Raw genomic sequence first — 22,060 nt, forward strand, 5'->3', positions numbered from 1 at the left:
ATGACCGCTGACATTTTTCTTGAGGACACAGAACATGAGCGAAATCCCAGTCGACCTGCGTTTTGCCGAAAGTCACGAATGGGCCCGTCTAGACCATGATGGCGGCGTGAAAGTGGGTATTTCAGACCATGCTCAAGAAGCCTTGGGTGACGTCGTGTTCGTCGAGCTGCCGGAAATCGGCAAAGTGTTCGCGGCCGGTGAGGCTGCGGGTGTCGTCGAGTCGGTCAAGGCTGCCTCCGATATCTACTCGCCAGTTTCCGGCACCGTCATTGCCGTCAACGAAGAGTTGGCCGACAACCCGGAACTGGTCAACAGCGCGCCCTATGACAGCTGGTTCTTCAAGCTCGAGCCAAGCGATACCACCGAACTGGACAATCTGCTGCTCGATGCAGTTGCCTACAAGGCCGTCATCGGCGAGTAATGCTCGCCCCGTGTAGGAGCTGCCGAAGGCTGCGATCTTTTGATCCTGTTTTTAAAAATCAAGATCAAAAGATCGCAGCCTTCGGCAGCTCCTACACCGTTCTTGTATGACTCTCAATGGCTCCCGACAGCGACTGCTATGCTGGTTTGACCGCATTGCATCGACGCCGAGCGCCAGTCAAGAGAGAGCCCGTCATGTCCCAGTTGCCGTCCTTGAGCCAGTTACGCGACCCCAATACCTTCCTGCGCCGCCACTTGGGCCCTGATGCCGCCGAACAGCAGGCGATGCTCGACAGCCTTGGCCTTGGCAGCCGGGTCGAGCTGATCGAGCAGACGGTGCCGCCGGGAATCCGTCTCAACCGGCCGCTGGACTTGCCGCCGGCCCTCGACGAACAAGCCGCGCTGGCGAAGTTGCGGGGCTACGCCGAGCAGAACCAGGTCTGGACCAGCCTGATCGGCATGGGATACCACGGCACCCTCACGCCGGCCGTCATCTTGCGCAACGTGCTGGAAAATCCCGGTTGGTACACCGCCTATACGCCCTATCAACCAGAGATCGCTCAAGGCCGGCTCGAAGCGTTGCTGAATTTCCAGCAACTGACCATCGACCTGACCGGCCTGGAGTTGGCCAACGCCTCGCTGCTGGATGAGGCCACGGCGGCAGCCGAGGCCATGGCACTGGCCAAGCGCGTGGCCAAATCCCGAAGTAACCTGTTTTTTGTCGATGAGAATTGCCACCCGCAGACCATTTCCGTGGTGCGGACCCGGGCCGAAGGGTTCGGTTTCGACCTGATCGTCGACGCTGTGGATAACTTGAAAAAGCACCAGGTGTTCGGCGCGTTGCTGCAATATCCCGACACCCACGGTGAAGTGCGCGATCTGCGCCCATTGATCGATCATTTGCACGCCCAGCAAGCTTTGGCTTGCGTGGCGACCGATCTGCTAAGCCTGCTGTTGCTGACTCCGCCGGGGGAGCTGGGCGCCGATGTGGTATTCGGTTCGTCCCAGCGATTCGGCGTACCCATGGGTTACGGCGGCCCGCACGCGGCGTTTTTTGCCAGCCGCGACGAATACAAACGGGCGATTCCCGGGCGGATCATCGGCGTTTCGAAAGATGCTCGGGGCAATGTCGCCCTGCGCATGGCCCTGCAAACCCGCGAGCAACATATCCGCCGGGAGAAGGCCAACTCCAATATCTGCACTGCCCAGGTGCTGCTGGCCAATATCGCCAGTTTCTACGCGGTGTACCATGGCCCGGAAGGGCTCAAACGAATTGCCCAACGCGTCCATCGGCTGACCAGCATCCTCGCCGCTGGCCTGGAGCGTCACGGGATCACCCGTCTCAACCAGCATTTCTTCGACACCCTGACCCTTGAGGTGGGGGGCACTCAGACGGCGGTCATCGAAAGTGCCCAGGCGGCGCAGATCAATTTGCGCATTCTCGGCCGTGGTCAGTTGGGCCTGAGCCTCGACGAAACCTGTGACGAAACCACCGTGGCGAAGTTGTTCGATGTGTTTCTCGGTGCCGATCATGGGCTCAACGTCGACGACCTGGACGCTGAACCGCTGGTCTCCGGCATTCCTGCCGGGTTGCAGCGCAGTACATCTTATCTGCGTCATCCGGTGTTCAACGCTCATCACAGCGAAACCGAAATGCTGCGTTACCTCAAGCAACTGGAAAACAAAGACCTGGCGCTCAATCAATCGATGATTCCGCTGGGCTCTTGCACCATGAAGCTCAATGCCACCAGCGAGATGATCCCCATCACCTGGCCGCAGTTCGCCAACCTGCATCCGTTCGTGCCGAAAGAGCAGGTGGTGGGTTATTCCTTGATGATCGAGGAGCTGGAGCGCTGGCTTTGCGCGATCACCGGTTTCGATGCGATCTGCATGCAGCCCAACTCGGGCGCTCAGGGCGAGTACGCCGGGTTACTGGCGATTCGCAAATATCACGAGAGCCGCCATCAGGGCGCGCGGGATATCTGCCTGATCCCGTCATCGGCCCACGGCACCAACCCGGCCTCGGCACAAATGGCCGGGATGCGGGTGGTGATCGTCGAGTGCGATGAGGCGGGTAATGTCGATCTGGATGATCTGAAGGAAAAGGCCACGGCGGCAGGGGATAAACTGGCCTGCCTGATGGCGACTTATCCTTCGACCCATGGGGTTTACGAGGAAGGCATCAGCGAGATCTGTGAAGTTATCCACAGCCATGGCGGTCAGGTGTACATGGATGGGGCCAACCTCAACGCGCAGGTTGGGTTGGCACGGCCTGCCGATATCGGCGCCGACGTGTCGCACATGAACCTGCACAAAACGTTTTGCATTCCCCACGGCGGTGGCGGGCCCGGCATGGGGCCGATTGGCGTTCGCGCGCACCTGGCGCCGTTCGTCGCCAATCACCCGGTAGTGCCCATCGACGGCCCGCTGCCGGAGAACGGCGCGGTGAGCGCGGCGCCCTGGGGCAGCGCGAGCATTTTGCCTATCAGCTGGATGTACATCGCCATGATGGGGCCGCAACTGGCGGATGCGAGCGAGGTGGCGATTCTCGCCGCGAATTACCTGGCGCAGCATTTGGCCGGCGCATTTCCAGTGCTCTACACCGGGCGCAACGAGCGAGTGGCCCACGAATGCATCCTCGACTTGCGACCGCTCAAGGCACAGACCGGGATCAGTGAAGAGGACGTTGCCAAACGCCTGATGGACTACGGCTTCCATGCGCCGACCATGTCATTCCCGGTGCCGGGGACGTTGATGGTCGAACCGACCGAGAGTGAGTCGAAGGCGGAACTGGACCGTTTTATCGGCGCGATGCTGAGTATTCGCGCGGAAATCACCGAGGTGCAGAATGGCAACTGGCCGGCGGAGGACAACCCGCTGAAACGCTCACCGCATACCTTGGCCGACATCACCGGGGTTTGGGAGCGCCCGTACAGTATCGAGCAGGCAGTGACGCCGGATGCGCACACCAAGGCCCACAAGTACTGGCCGGTGGTGAACCGCGTGGACAATGTCTACGGCGACCGCAATCTGTTTTGCGCGTGTGTGCCGGTGGATGAATACCGCTGAATTCACGAGAGATGAAGATCTAATGTGGGAGCGGGCTTGCTCGCGAAAGCGGTTCAACATTCACAATTGATGTCGACTGAAACACCGCTTTCGCGAGCACGCCCGCTCCGACAATAGATCGCATTTCAGGCAAAAAAATGCCGCTCATGAGAGCGGCATCTTGTTCAGCAACGAACCTTATTTCGAGGCGATGGCATTCTTCGCCAGGATGGCATTCGCCAGCTCCATGTCCGTGGCTTGCAGGCCAGGGTGATCAGCGCGGACTTTCTGTATCGCAGCTTCCAGGTAGGGGCCGCGAATGGCGCCGTCACTGGCGACAAAGCTGCCGGCGTCGTCCTGGGCGGCGACGACCAGCTTGTGATCCCTGGAGGTCAGGTAAGAGGTGCCGGTGGTGGCACCGGACGTAAGGACGTTACGCCAAAAGCTGTCATCAGCCATCGCCGAACCGACTGGAAGGGACAACACGGCGAAGGTAGCGACAGCAAGTTTGAGACGCATAAAAGGTGACTCCACTGGGTATTAACTGCGGCCTTTGATTGCCAATTACCCAATCGAGTTCCGTGACGTTAGTCGGCTCGCCGCAGGAGCTGCCGCAGGCTGCGATCTTTTGATTTTTGCTTTTAAAAACAAGATCAAAGGATCGCAGCCTGCGGCAGCTCCTACCGACATCAGGCCTACTTCTGCTCACTCTGCGGCGTCACCCGCAACACCTCCTCGATGGTGGTCAACCCCGCCGCCACTTTCTGTGCCCCCGACAAGCGCAAACTGCGCATGCCTTCCTTGAAGGCCTGACGGCGGACCGCCAGTAAATCGGTATCGGGGTTGATCAGCGCTTTGATGCCGTCCGTCAATTGCATGATTTCGTACACTCCGGCGCGGCCGCGATAGCCGGTTTCGCGACACTCCAGACACCCGATGGCGCGTTGTGCGTTGCCTGGCAGTGGCGCTTGCCAAGGCCGGGTCAGGGTTTGCCAGTCGTCCTCGCCCAAGGTCAGCGGCGCTTTACAGTGCGGGCATAACGTACGGACCAGACGCTGGGCCATGACGCCGAGCACCGTGGCTTTGATCAGGTAATGCGGCACGCCGAGTTCCAGCAGGCGGCTGATGGCGCTCGGGGCGTCGTTGGTGTGCAACGTCGACAGCACCAAGTGGCCGGTGAGTGCCGCCTGAATCGCCATCTCGGCGGTTTCGAGATCGCGGATTTCGCCGATCATGATGATGTCCGGGTCTTGCCGCATGAGTGCGCGCACGCCGGCGGCAAAGGTCAGATCAATGTTGTGCTGGACCTGCATCTGATTGAACGCCGGCTCGACCATTTCGATCGGGTCTTCAATGGTGCAGAGGTTGACCTCCGGCGTCGCCAGTTTCTTCAGGGTGGTGTACAGCGTGGTGGTCTTGCCTGAACCAGTCGGCCCGGTCACCAGAATGATGCCATTGGGCTGGCGGGTCATGTCCTGCCAGCGACGCAGGTCATCGGCGGAAAACCCCAGCTGATCAAAGTCCTTGAGCAGCACTTCCGGGTCGAAGATCCGCATGACCATTTTTTCGCCGAACGCGGTCGGTAATGTCGACAGCCGCAGCTCGACTTCGCCACCATCCGGGGTTTTGGTTTTGACCCGGCCGTCCTGGGGTTTGCGTTTTTCTGCGACGTTCATCCGCCCCAGGCTTTTCAGGCGGCTGACGATGGCCATGGTCACCTGCGGCGGGAATTGATAGACGTTGTGCAGCACGCCGTCGATGCGAAAGCGCACCGTGCCTTGCTCGCGCCGGGGCTCGATGTGGATATCGCTGGCCCGTTGCTGGAATGCGTACTGGAACAGCCAGTCGACGATGTTGACGATGTGCGCATCGTTGGCGTCCGGCTCCTGATCGCTGGCGCCGAGGTTGAGCAACTGCTCGAAGTTGCCCAGGGTGCTTATTTGCTGGTCGGCGTTGGTGGCGCCACTGACCGATTTGGCCAGCCGGAAAAACTCCACGCTGAAGCGCTGGATGTCCACCGGGTTGGCCACTACGCGCTTGATCGGCAGCTTCAGCACGTGGGTCAGGTCAGCTTCCCAACTGCTGACGAAGGGCTGGGCGCTGGCCACGGTGACGGCGTCGCGGTCGATGGACACCGCCAGAATCTTGTGGCGTTGGGCGAAGGCATAGGACATCAACGGCGTGATGGCCGCGACGTTGATTTTCAGCGGGTCGATGCGCAAGTAAGGCTGACCGGCCTGCTGAGACAGCCAGAGTGTCAGGCTTTCCAGATCGAGGTGTTTGCCGGGACGGCTGAGGTCGTCCAGGTGTTGGCTGGCGATGAATTCCAGCGGGTGCTGCTGACCATTTATGGCGTGACGGCGGCGGGCGTTGAGCGCGTGTTCGGCCGAGTCCTGACTGATAAAGCCTTGGGCGACCAATTCACGCAGCAAATCATTGAGGTCCAGCCAGCGGTCCTGAGTGGCGAGTTGAACGGACATGCGGGCTCCTTTTGAACAACCGTCCGCAAAGGATAGTCGCGCACCCGCAGACCGTTGGGCCACTACCCGACCAAGGCGTGTCGTTTCTTTTCAGCCTGCCGCCTGAGCCGGCTCTTCCCACGCAGAATCAGCCGCTTGCAGGTTTACCGAGCAGACGCTGATCAGGTTACGTAATTTTTCCGCGATCACTTGGGCACGGTGCCAGCTCAGGCCGTCCATGATTATGTCGACTGACAGCAGATCGTCCATGCGCTGCACATTGACTTGCTGCGGCGTCAGAAACTGCAAGGCGAAAAGATTGAGCGCCCGGCACAGCAGATCCGGCTCGGCCTCGGCCAGTAATTGATAGTGAACGCGGCAGTGGGCGTTGCTGACGTTCCAGACATCGGCGCGGGCGGGCGAGGTGTTCACGGCTTCTAAATGCGGCATGGTCGAGCTCCAAAATCACTGGAGGAATTTTTACATTCGGTACCGGGCATTTCTTATCTATGATTGGGCTCATTGACGATTTATCGAATCGTTCAATTCGAGTTCATATCATCTACAGGTTTTTCTATGCACAGCGAGCTGGATAGCTACGACCGCAAGATTCTGGCGTTGCTGCAAGAGGACGCTTCGCTCTCCAGCGCGCAGATCGCCGAACAGGTAGGGCTCTCGCAGTCGCCGTGCTGGCGGCGGATTCAGCGGATGAAGGAGGAGGGGATCATTCGCGCTCAGGTGACGTTGCTTGACCGCAAGAAAATCGGCCTGAACACGCAGATCTTCGCCGAGATCAAACTCAACGCCCACGGACGTTCGAACTTCACTGAGTTCACCGAGGCGATTCGCGGTTTTCCCGAAGTGCTGGAATGTTATGTGCTGATGGGGTCGGTGGATTTCTTGCTGCGGATCGTCACGGCAGACATCGAGGCTTATGAGCGCTTCTTCTTTGAGAAGCTGTCGTTGGTGCCGGGGATTCAGGAGGTCAACTCGATCGTGGCGTTATCGGAAATCAAGTCCACGACGAGTTTGCCGGTGTTGCGCTGAGGATGTTCGAAGGTTTTTGTGGCGAGGGAGCTTGCTCCCGCTGGAGTGCGTAGCGCTCCCCAATCCGGCCATTGCGGTATGCCAGACAAACCGCGATGCCCGGATTTACGACTGCTTCGCAGCCGAACGGGGGCAAGCCCCCTCGCCACAGGGGTCTTACAGACGCAGCAAAGTCTTCCAGGCGCGATTTTGATACACCGCAATCGCCTGGTGCTTACGCGCATCCAGCGATTCATCGGTAATCGGCTCGTTGGCCAGTTGCGTCAGTTTGTTCAGTTCACCGTACAGGCGATCCATTTCCGGGATCTCCAGTACGCCGCGGGCATGGTGCAGCCAGGCCTGGATGCGCTCGATACGCGGCAGCTGCTCGGCCAGGTCTTCTGGCTGTTGCTGATAACGCTGCAATTGCAGCGAGTTGGCTTCTTCGCCCAGCATGCGCGGCAACCAGCTGCCCAGTTGTGCAGCGCCCTGGCGATTGCCGCGGGTGTTGCGATCAGCCGCCCAGGTGCGGGCCAGCAACCAGCGTGAAGTGTTCAGGGAGAACAGGCCCCAGCGCGGGTCTTCGAGTTCTTCGAGGAACTGCTCCGGCGCGGCTTTGCGCACGTCTTCGTCGTCCAGGCCGGCTTGTACCAGCGGGCGCCAGTCTTCCAGCAGGGCATCCAGCGCGACGCGCAGATCATGAGTCGACTGACGCGGTGCGGCCTGACCGAGGCTGCTGATCAGCGCGCGCATTTCAGCGAGGTTCTCGACCCAGTCCTGCAACAGGCGCCAGTGGCCATTGAAGCGATATTGCTCGGCCAGACGCTGGCTGCTGCTCAGCAAATGCCAGCTCAGGGCGGCGAACGCATCGTCCAGCGGCATTTCGGCGGTGATCTGCGGCGCCGGCAAGCTCAGCGAGTAGCTGTTGGCGTCGAACAGGCGATAACCGCGTTCGGCCTTGCTGATGTCACATGGCATCAGCGGGAGGGTCGCGGCCAGTTCGGCGGCCAGTTCCAGCAGCGCGGCCGGTTCGCCTTCGCGCAGTTCCAGTTCCAGCTCGCAGATTTCTTCTTTCTGCTTGCCAACCACCACGTGGCCCAGGTCCAGCGCGGCTTCGATGACCACTTTGGTCTTGCCACGGCCCCAGGCGATTTCTGCGCGTTCGCGAACGAAATCGGTGGTGAAGATGGCTTTCAGGGTTTTCTTGTCCAGTTCGGCCAGCTCTTCGGGCCAGCATTCGCCGTCGAGTTTTTTCACGTCGAGCTTGGCTTTGGCCAGAGGCCAGTCGTACTCGTGACGCTCGGACAGACCGGCGACGCTCTGGCCACGGGTCTTGAGGGTCTGAATCACTTCGTCGCCATCGCGGCGCAGGCGCAGGGCAACCTTGGCGCGGGCCAGGTCGCGCTCAGGCGTGTCGAAGTACTGGTTCATCAACTCACGGCGTTCCCAGCCACTTTTGTTGCGTTTTTTCAGTAACGGGTGCTCGCGCAGAGCGGCGAGGGTTTCGCGGCTGACGCGGAGTTTGATTTCGGTTTCTTTCTGCATGGCCGGAAAATCCAGGATCGGGAGCGCAGCCGGGGGAATGTGTGGCTGCCAAGGTCGTGCAGTGTACAGGACTCATTCGAGATAGGGTCTGTTGACGCTGGGTGACGAGCCGCGACGGTTTATTCCTGTCACCGGATGGTTCTATGATGGACTTCAATTCGCGAGTCGGGAGTCAGCGATGCCTTTGCCGTCCATGAAAGATCAGTTCGCTGCGCTGATCGCCGCACCGTCCGTCAGCTGTACCCAACCCAGCCTGGATCAAACCAATCGGCCGGTCATCGACTTGCTGGCGACTTGGCTCGGGGACCTGGGTTTTGCCTGCGATATCCAGCAGGTCAGCCCCGGCAAATTCAATCTGCTGGCCAGTTTTGGCTCCGGCCCCGGCGGCCTGGTGCTGGCCGGTCACAGCGATACGGTGCCCTACGACGAGGCGTTGTGGCAGACCGATCCGCTGAAACTGACGGAAGTCGACGGTCGTTGGGTCGGCTTGGGCAGTTGCGACATGAAGGGGTTTTTCGCCTTGGCCATTGAAGCCGTCAAACCCTTGCTTGATCAGCCGTTCAAGCAACCCTTGCTGATCCTCGCCACCTGCGATGAAGAAAGCTCGATGGCCGGCGCTCGCGCTCTGGCCGAAGCCGGGCGGCCATTAGGTCGCGCGGCGGTGATCGGCGAGCCGACCGGGCTGAAGCCGATCAGGATGCACAAAGGCATCATGATGGAGCGCATCGACATTCTTGGTCAGAGTGGCCATTCCTCGGACCCGCGCCTGGGTCACAGCGCCCTCGAAGCCATGCACGACGCCATGGGCGAACTGCGCGGCCTGCGCCTGGCATGGCAGCGCGAGTTTCGTAACCCACAGTTCAGCGTGCCGCAGCCGACCCTGAATTTCGGTTGCATCCACGGCGGGGACAACCCTAATCGCATCTGCGGCCAGTGTTCGCTGGAATTCGACCTGAGGCCTTTGCCAGGCATGGACCCCAAAGCGTTGCGCGCAGCGATTCTGCAGAAGCTCAATCCGATTGCCGAACGGCATCAAGTGAAGATCGATTACGCACCGCTGTTCCCCGAAGTGCCCCCCTTCGAGCAGGCCGAAGACTCGGAATTGGTCAGGGTCGCAGAAAAGCTTACCGGTCATCATGCCGAAGCAGTGGCGTTCGGCACGGAAGCGCCTTATCTTCAGCGTCTTGGTTGTGAAACACTGGTATTGGGCCCGGGCGACATCGCCTGCGCGCACCAACCGGGGGAATACCTCGAAATGTCACGTTTGCAGCCTACCGTGCATCTATTACGTCAACTGATTGAACATTACTGCCTGACACCGGCCAAAACGGTGTAGGAGCTGCCGAAGGCTGCGATCTTTTGATCTTTGCATTTTAAAAACAAGATCAAAAGATCGCAGCCTTCGGCAGCTCCTACAGAGCGTGTATAAATTGCCGATGTCCCAACCCGTATTCATGAGGAGAGCGCGCGTGTCGCCAAGCCTGTTCCGACGATAACCATCAGCCCGCTGTGCGTTTACTGCTTTACCCTTTTTTCGGCTGCTATTTATTAGGCCCAGGTTCATGCCCGAATACGTCAATTGGCTTCGTCACGCTTCGCCTTACATCAACGCTCACCGCGATTGCACCTTCGTCGTCATGCTGCCCGGCGACGGCGTTGAACACCCGAATTTCGGCAACATCGTCCACGACCTGGTACTGCTGCACAGCCTGGGCGTGCGACTGGTGCTGGTTCACGGTTCGCGCCCGCAAATTGAAACCCGCCTCGCTGCTCGCGGCCTGATTCCGCATTACCACCATGGCATGCGCATCACCGATGCGGCGACGCTTGAGTGCGTGATCGATGCGGTCGGCCAATTGCGCATCGCTATCGAAGCCCGGCTGTCCATGGACATGGCCTCCTCGCCAATGCAGGGTTCGCGCCTGCGGGTGGCCAGCGGCAATCTGGTCACGGCACGGCCGATTGGCGTACTTGAAGGTGTCGACTATCACCACACCGGCGAAGTGCGCCGGGTCGACCGCAAAGGCATCAATCGCCTGCTGGACGAACGCTCCATCGTGCTGTTGTCGCCATTGGGTTACTCGCCGACCGGGGAGATATTCAACCTCGCGTGCGAAGACGTCGCCACCCGCGCCGCTATCGATCTGGGGGCGGACAAGCTGCTGCTGTTCGGCGCCGATCCTGGCTTGATCGACGAAAACGGCCGGTTGGTCCGCGAATTGCGCCCGCAGCAAGTACCGGCGCACTTGCAGCGTTTGGGCAGCAACTATCAAGCCGAGCTGCTGGATGCGGCCGCTGAAGCGTGCCGGGGCGGGGTGGCGCGCAGTCACATCGTCAGCTACGCCGAAGATGGCGCGCTGCTGACCGAACTGTTCACCCGTGACGGTGGCGGTACGCTGGTGGCCCAGGAACAATTCGAGGTGGTGCGCGAGGCGGCCATCGAGGACGTCGGCGGTTTGCTGGACTTGATCAGCCCGCTGGAAGAGCAGGGCATTCTGGTGCGGCGTTCCCGCGAGGTGCTGGAGCGTGAGATCGAGCAGTTCAGCGTGGTCGAACGCGAAGGCATGATCATCGCCTGCGCGGCGCTGTATCAGATTGCCGATTCGGATGCCGGGGAATTGGCGTGTCTGGCGGTGAATCCGGAGTACCGCCATGGTGGTCGCGGCGATGAATTGCTGGAGCGCATCGAAACCCGCGCCCGGGCCCAGGGGCTGAAAACCCTGTTCGTGCTGACGACCCGGACGGCCCACTGGTTCCGTGAGCGGGGCTTCGTGCCAAGCAGCGTCGAACGCCTGCCATCGGCGCGGGCGTCGCTTTACAACTATCAGCGTAATTCGAAGATCTTCGAAAAAGCCCTTTGACGGGGGCTGTCCGTGTTGGCTTTTGTGGCGAGGGGGCTTGCTCCCGCTGGGCAGCGAAGCGGCCCCAAAACCAGCGAACGCGTTATGACTGATTCACCGCGTTGTTGGATTGGGGAGTCCTCCGGCCTCCAGCGGGAGCAAGCTCCCTCGCCACGGGTTTGGGGTGTTATTCAGTGACGAATTTCGCGCTGACATACGGCGAACAATCCGACTGCATCTCGACCTTCTCTTGTCCCCTCAAAGCACTTCGCCCTTCGCCTGGGCTGGAAATGCCGAGCTGACCAGCAGCTCCGGCACATCATTGGCGCCGGTCAACGCGGCTTAAACCCCTGCGAACGCCCCATACGTCGGCGGAAAAAGAAAATATCATTGATACACAAACTGTAACAATTTGACTAGATAGTGCGCGTTTGGCCATCATCGCGTCGCCTTTTCGATAGTGATTGACGTATGGGGAATACGTCGAAAGCTAATCGATCTAAAAAAACGTCAATAAATACCATTTAGGAATTAGCTTGTGAGCCGATACCGTGTATCCCGGTTCGGGTCAAAGTCATAACGGTATATTCCTAAAAGATATTAAAAAGAATGAAATAATTCTTTTTGGGTTTATAAGGAGATCATTACCCTGCAGGGACCAAATCATTGCGGTTAGACCTTGGTCGTAGACACACATGGTTACGATTGACTTGTCAGTCATGGACCAGTGCTAATCGCGCATCTTGGATCTGGGGCGTTAGACCCTGGACCAAGAGCATAAAAATTAGAACGAGAGGAGCGAAACAATGAAGAAGTCCACCTTGGCCCTGGCAGTGGCCGTAGGGGTTTTGGCGCAGCAGGCAGGCGCCGCCGGTTTTATCGAAGACAGCAAGGCGTCCGTCAGTTCCCGAACCCTGTACTTCAACAACGATAACCGCGAAGGCGGTTCCGACCAGCGCGAAACGGCCACTGGCCTGAAGTTCGACTACAAGTCCGGTTTTACCCAAGGCGTTGTAGGTTTTGGTATCGACGCCCAGGCTCTGGTCGGTATCCATTTGGATGGTGGCAAAGGTCACCACCCGGATAACAACTCCTTTGTCCCAAGCGACACCGACGGTTCGGCCGTACACAATTGGAGTCGTCTGTCTGGCAACGTAAAGGCGCTGTTCTCCAAGACCGAGGCTCACTTGGGTGGTGCCCTGGCGCCTAACTTGCCGATTCTGATAGCCAGCGATGGTCGTTTGCTGCCGCAAACCTTTGAAGGTGGCACTATCACCTCCAAGGAAATCGACAACGTAACCTTCAACGGCGGTCAATTGGAGCACGCCGTAGGCCGTGCGGGAACCAACAGCACCGGCCTGGCAGTGAGCGGCGGTACTCAGGACAGCAACCAGTTCCGTTACGGCGGTGCTGACTGGAAAGTCACCAAAGACCTGACCCTGCAGTACTACTACGCCAACCTGCAAGACTATTACAAACAGCACTTCCTGGGCGCGGTACATGTTTTCCCGATTACCGAAGGCCAGTCGTTCAAGACTGACTTGCGTTACTTCGACAGCAGCTCAGATGGTCGCAACGGTGACGCCGGCTATCGATTCAACAACAACGGTGGCTATGCCAAGACCCCGGGCGAGGTCGATAACAAGACCTGGAGCGCCATGTTCACCTATACCCTGGGTGGCAGCGCATTCTTGTTGGGTCACCAGCAAGTTGGTGATGACGGCGGCTTCGTCTACCTGAACCAGGGTAGCCTTTTGAATGACAGCGGTCGTAACGAAGGGGCTGGCGGCTCAAGCTTCTACCTGTTTACCGATAGCATGATCCATCAGTTTGTCCGCGCAGGTGAGAACACCACGTTCGGTCAATATTCCTACGATTTCACCGCACTGGGCGTTCCGGGCTTGAAGGCTGCAATTGCCTACCTCCACGGTGACGACATCAAATCCGCCACCGGTGGAAGCGATTCGTCCGAGTGGGAACGTGACATGCGCCTGGACTACGTTGTCCAGCAAGGCCCTCTGAAAGGCTTTGGCACTACCCTGCGTCACGGCACCTACCGTGGCAGCAGTACTGGTATCGCCGATCAGGATCAGACTCGCCTGATCTTCAACTACACTTACAACTTCATGTAAGACGTAGAAAAAAAGCCCCGCCCGGCATCTCGCCGGGCGGGGCTTTTGCGTTTTCAAGGAGGGCTCACCCCGTAAACCCTCCTTGAAATTTCCCTCTTTTGCAGCAATTCAAGGCCTTCTCGAACCTTGTAGGCGATGTTCGTCCTCATGGGCATCCAGGTCCAGTGAACAGATATTTGATATTCATTTATGATCTAACAAAATCGACATTTATTCTTTTTAATCTCTAATGAACGCAGGCACAGTTGGGCTCAACAAGCACTCAAAAGGAGCCGCACCATGAGCCTCAGACTTGGCGATATCGCCCCCGACTTCGAACAGGATTCCAGCGCCGGCACTGTCCGTTTCCATGAATGGCTGGGCGATAGCTGGGGCGTGTTGTTTTCCCATCCGGCGGACTTCACGCCGGTGTGCACCACCGAGCTGGGTTTTACCGCCAGGCTCAAGGATGAATTCACTCAGCGCGGCGTCAAAGCCATTGCTCTGTCGGTCGACCCGGTGGACTCGCATCACAGGTGGATCGAGGACATCAACGAAACCCAGAACGCCATCGTCAACTTCCCGATCCTCGCCGATGCGGACCGTAAAGTGTCCGACCTGTATGACCTGATCCATCCGAATGCCAACGACACCCTGACCGTACGTTCTCTGTTCGTGATCGATCCGAACAAGAAGATTCGGCTGACGATTACGTACCCGGCGAGTACCGGCCGTAACTTCAATGAAATTTTGCGGGTGATCGATTCGCTGCAGCTCACCGACAACTACAAAGTGGCCACCCCGGCCAACTGGCAGGACGGTGATGAAGTGGTGATCGTGCCGTCGCTCAAGGACGAAGATGAAATCAGGCAACGGTTTCCCAAAAGTTATCGCGCGGTGAAGCCGTACCTGCGCCTGACGCCACAGCCGAATCGTTAAACGTCAAAAAATCGCAGCCTTCGGCAGCTCCTACATTGGAATTGGCGTACACCTGTAGGAGCTGCCGAAGGCTGCGATCTTTTCCAGGCATCAACCAAAGCAGGGGATTTTGGGCCGTTTCGACGGCCTCTTTTTTGTCCGGAAAAAGACTATTGATATATTCATTTAAAGAATAACCAAATGAATAAATATGATTTATGGATATATAAATCAGCTGTTAAGGTCACTCATCAAACGCGAAATCGCAAGCCGCGAATCGCCAACATCGCTCAAGGAATTGTCTGAATGCTGGTCGTCTCACTCGGTGGCAGTCCCAGCCCACGCTCCCGTTCCGGGGTTTTGCTGGAGCGCTCGCGACGCTGGTTGCAAGAGCAAGGGGTGGAAGTGGTGAGTTACCAGGTACGAGACTTCCCGGCCGAAGATTTACTGCATGCCCGCTTCGACAGCCCGAAAGTGATCGACCTGTTGCAACAGATTGAAAACGCCGATGGCTTGTTGATCGCCACGCCGGTTTACAAAGCGTCGTTCTCCGGTGCGCTGAAAACCTTGCTCGATCTGCTGCCCGAACGTGCTCTGAGCCACAAGGTGGTTTTGCCGATGGCTACCGGCGGCAGCATCGCCCATATGCTGGCGGTGGATTACGCGCTCAAACCGGTGCTGTCGGCGTTGAAAGCCCAGGAAATGCTACAGGGGATTTTCGCTGTGGACAGCCAGATCGCTTACGGCGAAGGCAGCGCCCAGGCGCAGTTGGCGCCGGAGCTTGCGCAACGATTGTTTGAAGCGCTGGAGCAGTTTTTCAGCGCCATGGCTCGACGGCCCAAGCCGCTCGATCCGAACCTGTTGAACGAACGTTTGTTGAGTGCTCGCTGGAGCATTTAAGCCAGCCCTCAAGTCACATCCGAATTTGAAGTACTCCACCTTACTGGCCCGCTAACGGGCAAGCAGGTGCAGCCAAAACCCAACTGCAAAAAGGAGAGCGCTATGCGCACTGTCATTTTGCGTCGTGGTCTGGTCGCTCTGTTTGCTGCGGCTGTCACCTTCGGCGCCATTACTCAAGCTCAGGCACTTTCTACCCATGAAGGCGTCCTGCGGATCGGTTATCAAAAGTACGGCACGCTGGTGCTGCTCAAAGCCAAAGGCACACTCGAAAAACGCCTCGCCGCCCAAGGCGTGGATGTGCAATGGACTGAGTTCCCCGGTGGTCCGCAACTGCTCGAAGGCCTGAACGTCGGCTCCATCGATTTTGGCGTCACCGGTGAAACGCCGCCCGTGTTCGCTCAGGCGGCCGGCGCCGATCTGCTCTATGTTGCCTATGAACCGCCAGCGCCCCACAGCGAAGCGATCCTGGTGCCGAAGGACTCGCCGATCAAATCGGTGCAGGACCTCAAGGGCAAGAAAGTCGTGCTCAATAAGGGCTCCAACGTGCACTACCTGCTGGTGCGTGCGCTTGAAGACGCCGGCCTCCAATACACTGACATCCAGACCGTGTTCCTGCCTCCAGCCGATGCCCGTGCCGCATTCGAGCGTGGCAGTGTCGATGCCTGGGTGATCTGGGACCCGTACCAGGCCGCCGCCGAACAGCAACTGCAAGCACGCACGCTGCGCGACGGCAAAGGACTCGTCGACAACCATCAGTTCTACCTGGCGACCAAACCTTACGCGCAGAAAAATCCTCAAGTGATCAAGGCGCTGGTGGAAGAAGTGCGTGCGGTTGGCGAATGGTCCAAGGCCAACCCCGAGGATGTGACCAGGCAAGTTTCGCCACTGCTTGGCCTGCCAGCGGACATCACCCTGACCTCGATGAAACGCCAGGGCTACGGCGCGCTGTTCCTGACCCCTGATGTCGTCGCGGCCCAACAGAAAATCGCCGACAGCTTCTACCAGCTCAAGCTGATTCCCAAACCCTTGAGCATCAAAGACGTGATCTGGACACCACCTGCCACCGTGGCCAAAGCGCCGTAATTCGATTTCCTGAGGAGACCACTCCATGAGCCTTAATATCTTCTGGTTCCTGCCTACCCATGGCGATGGCCATTACCTTGGCACCGCTGAAGGCGCTCGCGCAGTCGACCACGGTTACCTGCAACAGGTCGCGCAAGCAGCGGATCGTCTGGGCTTTGGCGGGGTGCTGATTCCCACCGGTCGCTCCTGCGAAGACTCGTGGCTGGTGGCCGCGTCGTTGATCCCGGTGACCCAGCGTTTGAAGTTTCTGGTTGCCCTGCGCCCCGGGATCATTTCCCCGACGGTGGCGGCGCGTCAGGCCGCGACACTGGATCGCTTGTCTGGCGGTCGGGCGCTGTTCAACCTGGTCACCGGAGGCGATCCGGAAGAACTGGCCGGCGACGGTTTGTTCCTCAGTCACGAGGAACGCTATCAGGCCTCAGTGGAATTCACCCGTATCTGGCGCCGGGTACTAGAAGGGGAAACCGTCGATTACGACGGTCAGCACATCAGCGTGAAGGGCGCGAAGTTGCTCTATCCGCCGATCCAGCAACCGCGCCCGCCGCTGTATTTCGGTGGCTCGTCGGAAGCCGCGCAAGACCTAGCGGCAGAGCAGGTCGAAATGGTCCTGACCTGGGGCGAGCCGCCGGCCGCCGTGGCGGAAAAAATTGAACAGGTTCGTGCCAAAGCGGCGAAGCTCGGCCGCACCGTGCGCTTCGGTATTCGCCTGCATGTGATCGTTCGAGAAACCAATGCCGAGGCATGGCAAGCGGCGGAGCGACTGATCTCGCATCTGGACGATGACACCATCGCCCGTGCCCAGGCGTCTCTGGCGCGTTTCGATTCGGTCGGCCAGCAACGGATGGCCGCCTTGCATGGTGGCAGTCGCGACCATCTGGAAGTCAGCCCCAACCTTTGGGCCGGTGTTGGTCTGGTGCGCGGCGGGGCCGGTACGGCGCTGGTCGGCGATGGCCCGACCGTGGCCGCTCGGGTGAAGGAATACGCGGACCTGGGCATCGATACGTTCATCTTCTCCGGTTATCCACATCTGGAAGAGTCGTACCGTGTCTCTGAATTGCTGTTCCCGCACCTCGATATCGAGCGTCCGGAACTACCGAAAAGCGCCGGTTACGTCAGCCCGTTTGGCGAGATGGTCGCCAACGACATTCTTCCCAAAGCCGCGTCCCAGAGCTGAGGCGCCGCCATGAAGAAAATCATCCACAACCTCGCGCCCTGGGCGCTGCCGGTCTTGTTGCTGGCGGTGTGGCAGTTGTCGGTGTCGGCGGGCTGGTTGTCGACGCGGATTCTGCCGGCGCCGATCGCGGTGATCGAAGCCGGTGTGAGCCTGGTCAGCAGCGGTGAAATCTGGATTCATCTGGCCATCAGCGGCTGGCGCGCGGCGCTCGGTTTCGTCATCGGCGGCGGCATCGGTCTTGCGTTGGGCTTCATCACTGGCCTGTCGACGTGGGGCGAACGCCTGCTCGACAGTTCGGTGCAGATGATCCGCAACGTGCCGCATCTGGCACTGATTCCACTGGTGATCCTGTGGTTCGGCATCGACGAGTCGGCGAAGATTTTTCTGGTGGCGTTGGGCACGTTGTTCCCGATTTACCTCAACACGTATCACGGCATTCGCAACGTCGATCCGGCGTTGGTGGAGATGGCCCGCAGTTATGGCCTGTCCGGTTTCAGCCTGTTTCGCCAAGTGATTTTGCCGGGTGCGCTGCCATCGATTCTGGTCGGCGTGCGTTTCGCGCTGGGCTTCATGTGGCTGACCTTGATCGTGGCGGAAACCATTTCCGCGAGCTCGGGCATCGGCTATCTGGCGATGAATGCACGGGAGTTTTTGCAGACCGACGTGGTGGTGCTGGCAATTCTTTTGTACGCGGTGCTCGGCAAGCTGGCCGACCTTGCGGCGCGTGGGCTTGAACGCGTGTGGCTGCGCTGGCATCCGGCTTATCAGGTTGCCAAGGGAGGTGCTGCATGAAGGCTCAACAACCTCCACGCCTGCTGCGCGGTATTCCGCTAGTGGTGCGCAAGCTGCAAAAAACCTTCGGTTCACGGCAAGTGCTGCGTGAAATCGACCTGCACATTCCGGCCGGGCAGTTTGTGGCGGTGGTCGGGCGTAGCGGCTGCGGCAAAAGTACCTTGCTGCGCTTGCTCGCCGGTCTCGACAAGCCCACGGCTGGCGAGTCGCTCGCCGGTTCCGCACCACTGAGTGATGCGCGGGAAGACACCCGACTGATGTTCCAGGAAGCACGTCTGCTGCCGTGGAAAAAGGTCATCGACAACGTCGGTCTCGGGCTCAAGGGCAACTGGCGGCCGCAAGCACTGGAAGCGCTGGAAGCCGTCGGCCTGGCGGATCGCGCCAACGAATGGCCGGCAGCGTTGTCCGGCGGGCAGAAGCAGCGTGTGGCCCTGGCTCGCGCGTTGATCCATCAACCACGCTTGCTGTTGCTCGACGAACCGCTGGGCGCACTGGATGCCCTGACCCGAATCGAAATGCAGCAATTGATCGAACGGCTCTGGCAACAGCATGGCTTCACCGTGTTGCTGGTGACCCACGACGTCAGCGAAGCGGTGGCGATTGCCGATCGGGTGATTCTGATTGAAGAGGGTGAAGTCGGCCTCGACCTGCCTGTGGAACTGCCGCGCCCTCGGGTCCGTGGCTCCCATCGGCTGGCGACGCTGGAAACCGAAGTGCTCAACCGCGTCCTGTCCCTGCCTGGCCAACCGCCGGAACCGGAACCTGTTTCACCACTGCCTGCGCAATTGCGTTGGGCGCAATAAGAGCAGCGCAAGCTTCAAGCTGCAAGTAAAAGCGCTCTGCTTCTACTTGCAGCTTGCAGCTTGTAGCTTGCAACTTGCAGCTCATTTCGACCTCAGGAGAAATCTTATGACTATCAAAGCCATCAACGTTCGTAACCAGTTCAAAGGCTCGATCAAGGAAATCGTGCTGGGTGACGTGCTGTCGGAAATCGACGTGCAGACGGCCTCCGGCATCGTCACTTCGGTGATTACCACCCGTTCGGTGAAAGAGCTGGAACTGGTGGTCGGCAGTGAAGTGATCGCGTTTGTGAAATCCACCGAGGTGTCGATCGCCAAGTTGTAAGTGCGTGCGTAAACAATAACCCTGGAGGGTATTAGCCCTTCGGGGTTTTTTATGCGCGTGATTCAGTGAGTTCGGCGGTGCGGCCTTCGCGAGCAAGCCCGCTCCCACATTTGATCTTCAGTGGACACGGATTCTCTGTACGACAGAAATCCACTGTGGGAGCGGGCTTGCTCGCGAAGGGGCCAGTGAAGCCCGCGAGGATCAGGCTGTCATAGCGCGCTTGGGCAGATAGGGTGGCAAATACAACCCAAGATAAGCATCAAACACCCGCATCCCTTCTTCAGCCATGCGCGGCGTGATCTGCCCATGCTGTTGCACCGAGCGTGCATACACTCGGTCCCCCAGCTCCATGGCCAGCGCAAACACATCGACATCACTGGGCAAGGTTGGCAATTCGAAGTGGTGGTCGAACAGCTTGTGCATCAGGTCGCCGAGTTCGATGTCGTGCTGGCGGTCGGCCTGGGTGACTTCGGTCAGGCCGTGCTGGGCGAGGATCAGTTGGCGGGCGGCGGCGTCTTCGTCGTAGATGGCGAGCATGCGTTGTTCCACCAATCGCGACAGATCGCGCCAGCCGTTGAGGGCATGGTGATCGATGGGCGCTTGCAGGCAGGCGCGGAATGCGGCGTGGACATCGGCGGTCAGGGCTTCAAGCAGGGCCGGGACGCTGGCGAAAAAATGGTAGACGGAGGAGGGCGGGATCTCCGCGCGTTCGGCGACGCTGTAGATCGACAGGCTGGCCACGCCCTCGGCGGCCAGCAGCGTGCGGGCGGCATCGAGTATCGAATCGATCCGGGCCTGACTGCGGGCGCGGGGTTTGCGAATGGTGGCGGTGCGCGTCATTGAAGTCTCCTGCGGGGCAGCGGGCATTGTACGCAGAGCGCGGGGATGATCCATACCCTGTGGCGAGGGAGCTTGCTCCCGTTGGGTCGCGAAGCGGCCCCAAAACCAGTCAATGCGGTGTGCCTGACAAAACCGTATCGCTGGAACAGGGAGTCCTTCGGCCTCCAGCGGGAGCAAGCTCCCTCGCCACAGGGTTCTTGATGTCGGCCATAAAAAAACGCCGCAAGCTGTGAAGCTGGCGGCGTTGTTTTTACTGCAATCGCTTAAACGGTATGCAGGTACCAGTTGTATTCGAGGTCGGAGATGGAGTGTTCGAACTCCTCCAACTCGCTCTCTTTACAGGCGACAAAAATGTCGATGTATTTCGGATCGATGTACTTGGCCATGACTTCGCTGTCGTCCAGCTCGCGCAGTGCATCACGCAAGTTGTTTGGCAGGCTTTGCTCGTTCTGCTCGTAGGAGTTGCCTTCCACGGGCGCGCCCGGCTCGATTTTGTTGGTCAGACCGTGGTGCACGCCAGCCAAAACAGAAGCCATCAACAGATACGGGTTGGCGTCGGCGCCGGCCACACGATGCTCGATGCGCACGGCATCGGAGGAACCGGTCGGTACGCGGATGGCCACGGTGCGGTTGTCCAGGCCCCAGCACGGCGAATTCGGCACATAGAACTGTGCGCCGAAACGACGGTAGGAGTTGACGTTCGGGCAGAGGAAAGCCATCTGCGCCGGCAGGGTCTCGAGCACACCGCCGATCGCGTGACGCAGTGCGGCGTTCTGCTCGGGATCCTCGCTGGCAAAAATGTTTTTGCCCTCTTTATCTAGAATCGAGATGTGGACGTGCAGACCGTTACCCGCCTGGCCTGGGTAAGGCTTGGCCATGAAGGTGGTGTCCATCTCATGGTCGTAGGCGATGTTTTTGATCAGACGCTTGAGCAGGACCGCATAGTCGCAGGCCTTGATCGGGTCGGCCACGTGGTGCAGGTTCACTTCGAACTGTGCCGGGGCACTTTCCTTGACGATCGCGTCGGCAGGGATGCCTTGCTCTTTCGCACCTTCCAGAATGTCCTGGAGGCAGTCGACATATTCGTCGAGGTCGTCGATCAGGTAGACCTGGGTCGAATGCGGGCGTTTGCCGGAGATCGGCGAGCGCGGCGGTTGTGGGCGACCGTTCACGTTTTCCTGGTCGATCAGGTAGAACTCCAGTTCGAACGCGGCGCAGATGGTCAGGCCCATCTCGTCGAACTTGGCTACGACTTGTCGCAGGACTTCGCGCGGGTCGGCGAAGAAAGGATCACCTTCGAGTTCGTGCATGGTCATTAACAGTTGCGCGGTCGGGCGTTTCTGCCAGGGCTCATTGCACAGGGTGTCGGGGATTGGATAGCAGATTCGGTCAGCATCGCCGATGTCCAGGCCCAGGCCGGTGCTTTCCACCGTCGAGCCATTGATATCCAGAGCAAATAGAGAGGCCGGCAGGTTGATGCCTTTCTCGTAAACCTTGTGGAGGCTGGTGCGTTCAATGCGCTTGCCGCGCACCACACCATTCATATCCGCAATCAGAAGGTCAACGTACAGAACCTCAGGATGTTCCTTAAGGAACGCGTTCGCTTCGTTAAGCTGAACGGCACGCGGGGGTACCGACATGATGCAACACCTTTGTTGTTAAAAATATCAATCATTGATCTCTTCGGATTCCAGTCAACCCGAACGGCATGCCGAAGTCAAGCGAGGCCTTTTTTGCCCTAAAAAAGCACTCATGGGGCTTTTTTGAGGCACTTTGGGG

General features: G+C 59.1%; 19 protein-coding genes. 13 read left to right on the plus strand and 6 right to left on the minus strand.

Annotated elements, in window-relative coordinates:
- Positions 1–34: 34 nt before the first annotated feature.
- Together gcvH and gcvP are read left to right on the plus strand one after the other, a co-directional pair.
- Complete coding sequence (gene gcvH / locus ABH909_RS05015; RefSeq protein WP_429430955.1) at positions 35–421, plus strand: glycine cleavage system protein GcvH; 387 nt, start codon at positions 35–37, stop codon at positions 419–421.
- 194 nt (positions 422–615) lie between these two features.
- Positions 616–3,489 (plus strand): aminomethyl-transferring glycine dehydrogenase, encoded by a 2,874-nt coding sequence (gcvP, locus tag ABH909_RS05020; protein WP_429430957.1) that lies wholly within the window; start codon positions 616–618, stop codon positions 3,487–3,489.
- A 177-nt stretch (positions 3,490–3,666) separates the two neighbouring features.
- On the opposite strand, the gene ABH909_RS05025 is transcribed toward gcvP, so the two are convergent.
- The 3 genes from ABH909_RS05025 to ABH909_RS05035 form a co-directional block, all read right to left on the minus strand.
- Positions 3,667–3,987 carry a DUF2388 domain-containing protein gene (locus ABH909_RS05025; RefSeq protein ID WP_429375875.1) on the minus strand — a complete coding sequence of 107 codons (321 nt, stop codon included), beginning with the start codon at positions 3,985–3,987 and terminating at the stop codon, positions 3,667–3,669.
- Positions 3,988–4,163: 176 nt separating this feature from the next.
- On the minus strand, positions 4,164–5,948 hold the full coding sequence (locus tag ABH909_RS05030; RefSeq protein WP_429430959.1) for a GspE/PulE family protein: 1,785 nt from the start codon (positions 5,946–5,948) through the stop codon (positions 4,164–4,166).
- Between the two features lie 90 nt (positions 5,949–6,038).
- On the minus strand, positions 6,039–6,377 hold the full coding sequence (locus tag ABH909_RS05035; RefSeq protein WP_429430961.1) for a hypothetical protein: 339 nt from the start codon (positions 6,375–6,377) through the stop codon (positions 6,039–6,041).
- 126 nt (positions 6,378–6,503) lie between these two features.
- On the opposite strand from ABH909_RS05035, the gene ABH909_RS05040 reads away from it, so the two are divergent.
- Positions 6,504–6,974: an Lrp/AsnC family transcriptional regulator gene (locus ABH909_RS05040; protein ID WP_429430963.1), complete on the plus strand. Its 471-nt coding sequence runs from the start codon at positions 6,504–6,506 to the stop codon at positions 6,972–6,974.
- A gap of 156 nt (positions 6,975–7,130) precedes the next feature.
- On the opposite strand, the gene ABH909_RS05045 is transcribed toward ABH909_RS05040, so the two are convergent.
- Positions 7,131–8,498, minus strand: coding sequence for an inorganic triphosphatase (locus tag ABH909_RS05045; RefSeq protein ID WP_429430965.1), 1,368 nt, complete (start codon positions 8,496–8,498; stop codon positions 7,131–7,133).
- 178 nt (positions 8,499–8,676) lie between these two features.
- On the opposite strand from ABH909_RS05045, the gene argE reads away from it, so the two are divergent.
- The 10 genes from argE to ABH909_RS05095 all read left to right on the plus strand — a co-directional run bounded on the left by argE (position 8,677) and on the right by ABH909_RS05095 (position 19,441).
- Positions 8,677–9,834, plus strand: coding sequence for an acetylornithine deacetylase (gene argE / locus ABH909_RS05050; RefSeq protein ID WP_429430967.1), 1,158 nt, complete (start codon positions 8,677–8,679; stop codon positions 9,832–9,834).
- A 226-nt stretch (positions 9,835–10,060) separates the two neighbouring features.
- Entirely contained in the window at positions 10,061–11,359 is a 1,299-nt protein-coding gene (argA, locus tag ABH909_RS05055) for an amino-acid N-acetyltransferase (RefSeq protein WP_429430969.1), read from the plus strand.
- A gap of 785 nt (positions 11,360–12,144) precedes the next feature.
- Positions 12,145–13,470: an OprD family outer membrane porin gene (locus ABH909_RS05060; protein WP_123500374.1), complete on the plus strand. Its 1,326-nt coding sequence runs from the start codon at positions 12,145–12,147 to the stop codon at positions 13,468–13,470.
- A 279-nt stretch (positions 13,471–13,749) separates the two neighbouring features.
- Complete coding sequence (locus ABH909_RS05065; protein WP_429430971.1) at positions 13,750–14,388, plus strand: peroxiredoxin; 639 nt, start codon at positions 13,750–13,752, stop codon at positions 14,386–14,388.
- A gap of 285 nt (positions 14,389–14,673) precedes the next feature.
- Positions 14,674–15,267: an NADPH-dependent FMN reductase gene (ssuE, locus tag ABH909_RS05070; RefSeq protein ID WP_007899466.1), complete on the plus strand. Its 594-nt coding sequence runs from the start codon at positions 14,674–14,676 to the stop codon at positions 15,265–15,267.
- Positions 15,268–15,369: 102 nt separating this feature from the next.
- On the plus strand, positions 15,370–16,350 hold the full coding sequence (locus ABH909_RS05075) for a sulfonate ABC transporter substrate-binding protein (protein WP_429430973.1): 981 nt from the start codon (positions 15,370–15,372) through the stop codon (positions 16,348–16,350).
- A 25-nt stretch (positions 16,351–16,375) separates the two neighbouring features.
- Positions 16,376–17,524 (plus strand): FMNH2-dependent alkanesulfonate monooxygenase, encoded by a 1,149-nt coding sequence (ssuD, locus tag ABH909_RS05080; protein ID WP_429430975.1) that lies wholly within the window; start codon positions 16,376–16,378, stop codon positions 17,522–17,524.
- Between the two features lie 9 nt (positions 17,525–17,533).
- The gene (gene ssuC, locus ABH909_RS05085) at positions 17,534–18,316 is read left to right on the plus strand and encodes an aliphatic sulfonate ABC transporter permease SsuC (RefSeq protein WP_429430977.1); all 783 of its coding nucleotides are present in this window, start codon (positions 17,534–17,536) and stop codon (positions 18,314–18,316) included.
- Complete coding sequence (gene ssuB / locus ABH909_RS05090; protein ID WP_429430979.1) at positions 18,313–19,119, plus strand: aliphatic sulfonates ABC transporter ATP-binding protein; 807 nt, start codon at positions 18,313–18,315, stop codon at positions 19,117–19,119. Before ssuC ends, ssuB begins: the two co-directional genes overlap by 4 nt.
- Before the next feature lie 106 nt (positions 19,120–19,225).
- Positions 19,226–19,441, plus strand: coding sequence for a TOBE domain-containing protein (locus ABH909_RS05095; protein ID WP_003229256.1), 216 nt, complete (start codon positions 19,226–19,228; stop codon positions 19,439–19,441).
- Between the two features lie 201 nt (positions 19,442–19,642).
- Here ABH909_RS05095 and ABH909_RS05100 read toward each other — a convergent pair whose 3' ends face one another.
- Complete coding sequence (locus tag ABH909_RS05100; RefSeq protein WP_429430981.1) at positions 19,643–20,281, minus strand: TetR/AcrR family transcriptional regulator; 639 nt, start codon at positions 20,279–20,281, stop codon at positions 19,643–19,645.
- A gap of 263 nt (positions 20,282–20,544) precedes the next feature.
- Positions 20,545–21,921, minus strand: coding sequence for a glutamine synthetase family protein (locus tag ABH909_RS05105; RefSeq protein WP_095633178.1), 1,377 nt, complete (start codon positions 21,919–21,921; stop codon positions 20,545–20,547).
- Positions 21,922–22,060 lie beyond the last annotated feature (139 nt).

The sequence above is a fragment of the Pseudomonas sp. BS3782 TE3695 genome (assembly GCF_050435305.1).
GTDB lineage: Bacteria > Pseudomonadota > Gammaproteobacteria > Pseudomonadales > Pseudomonadaceae > Aquipseudomonas.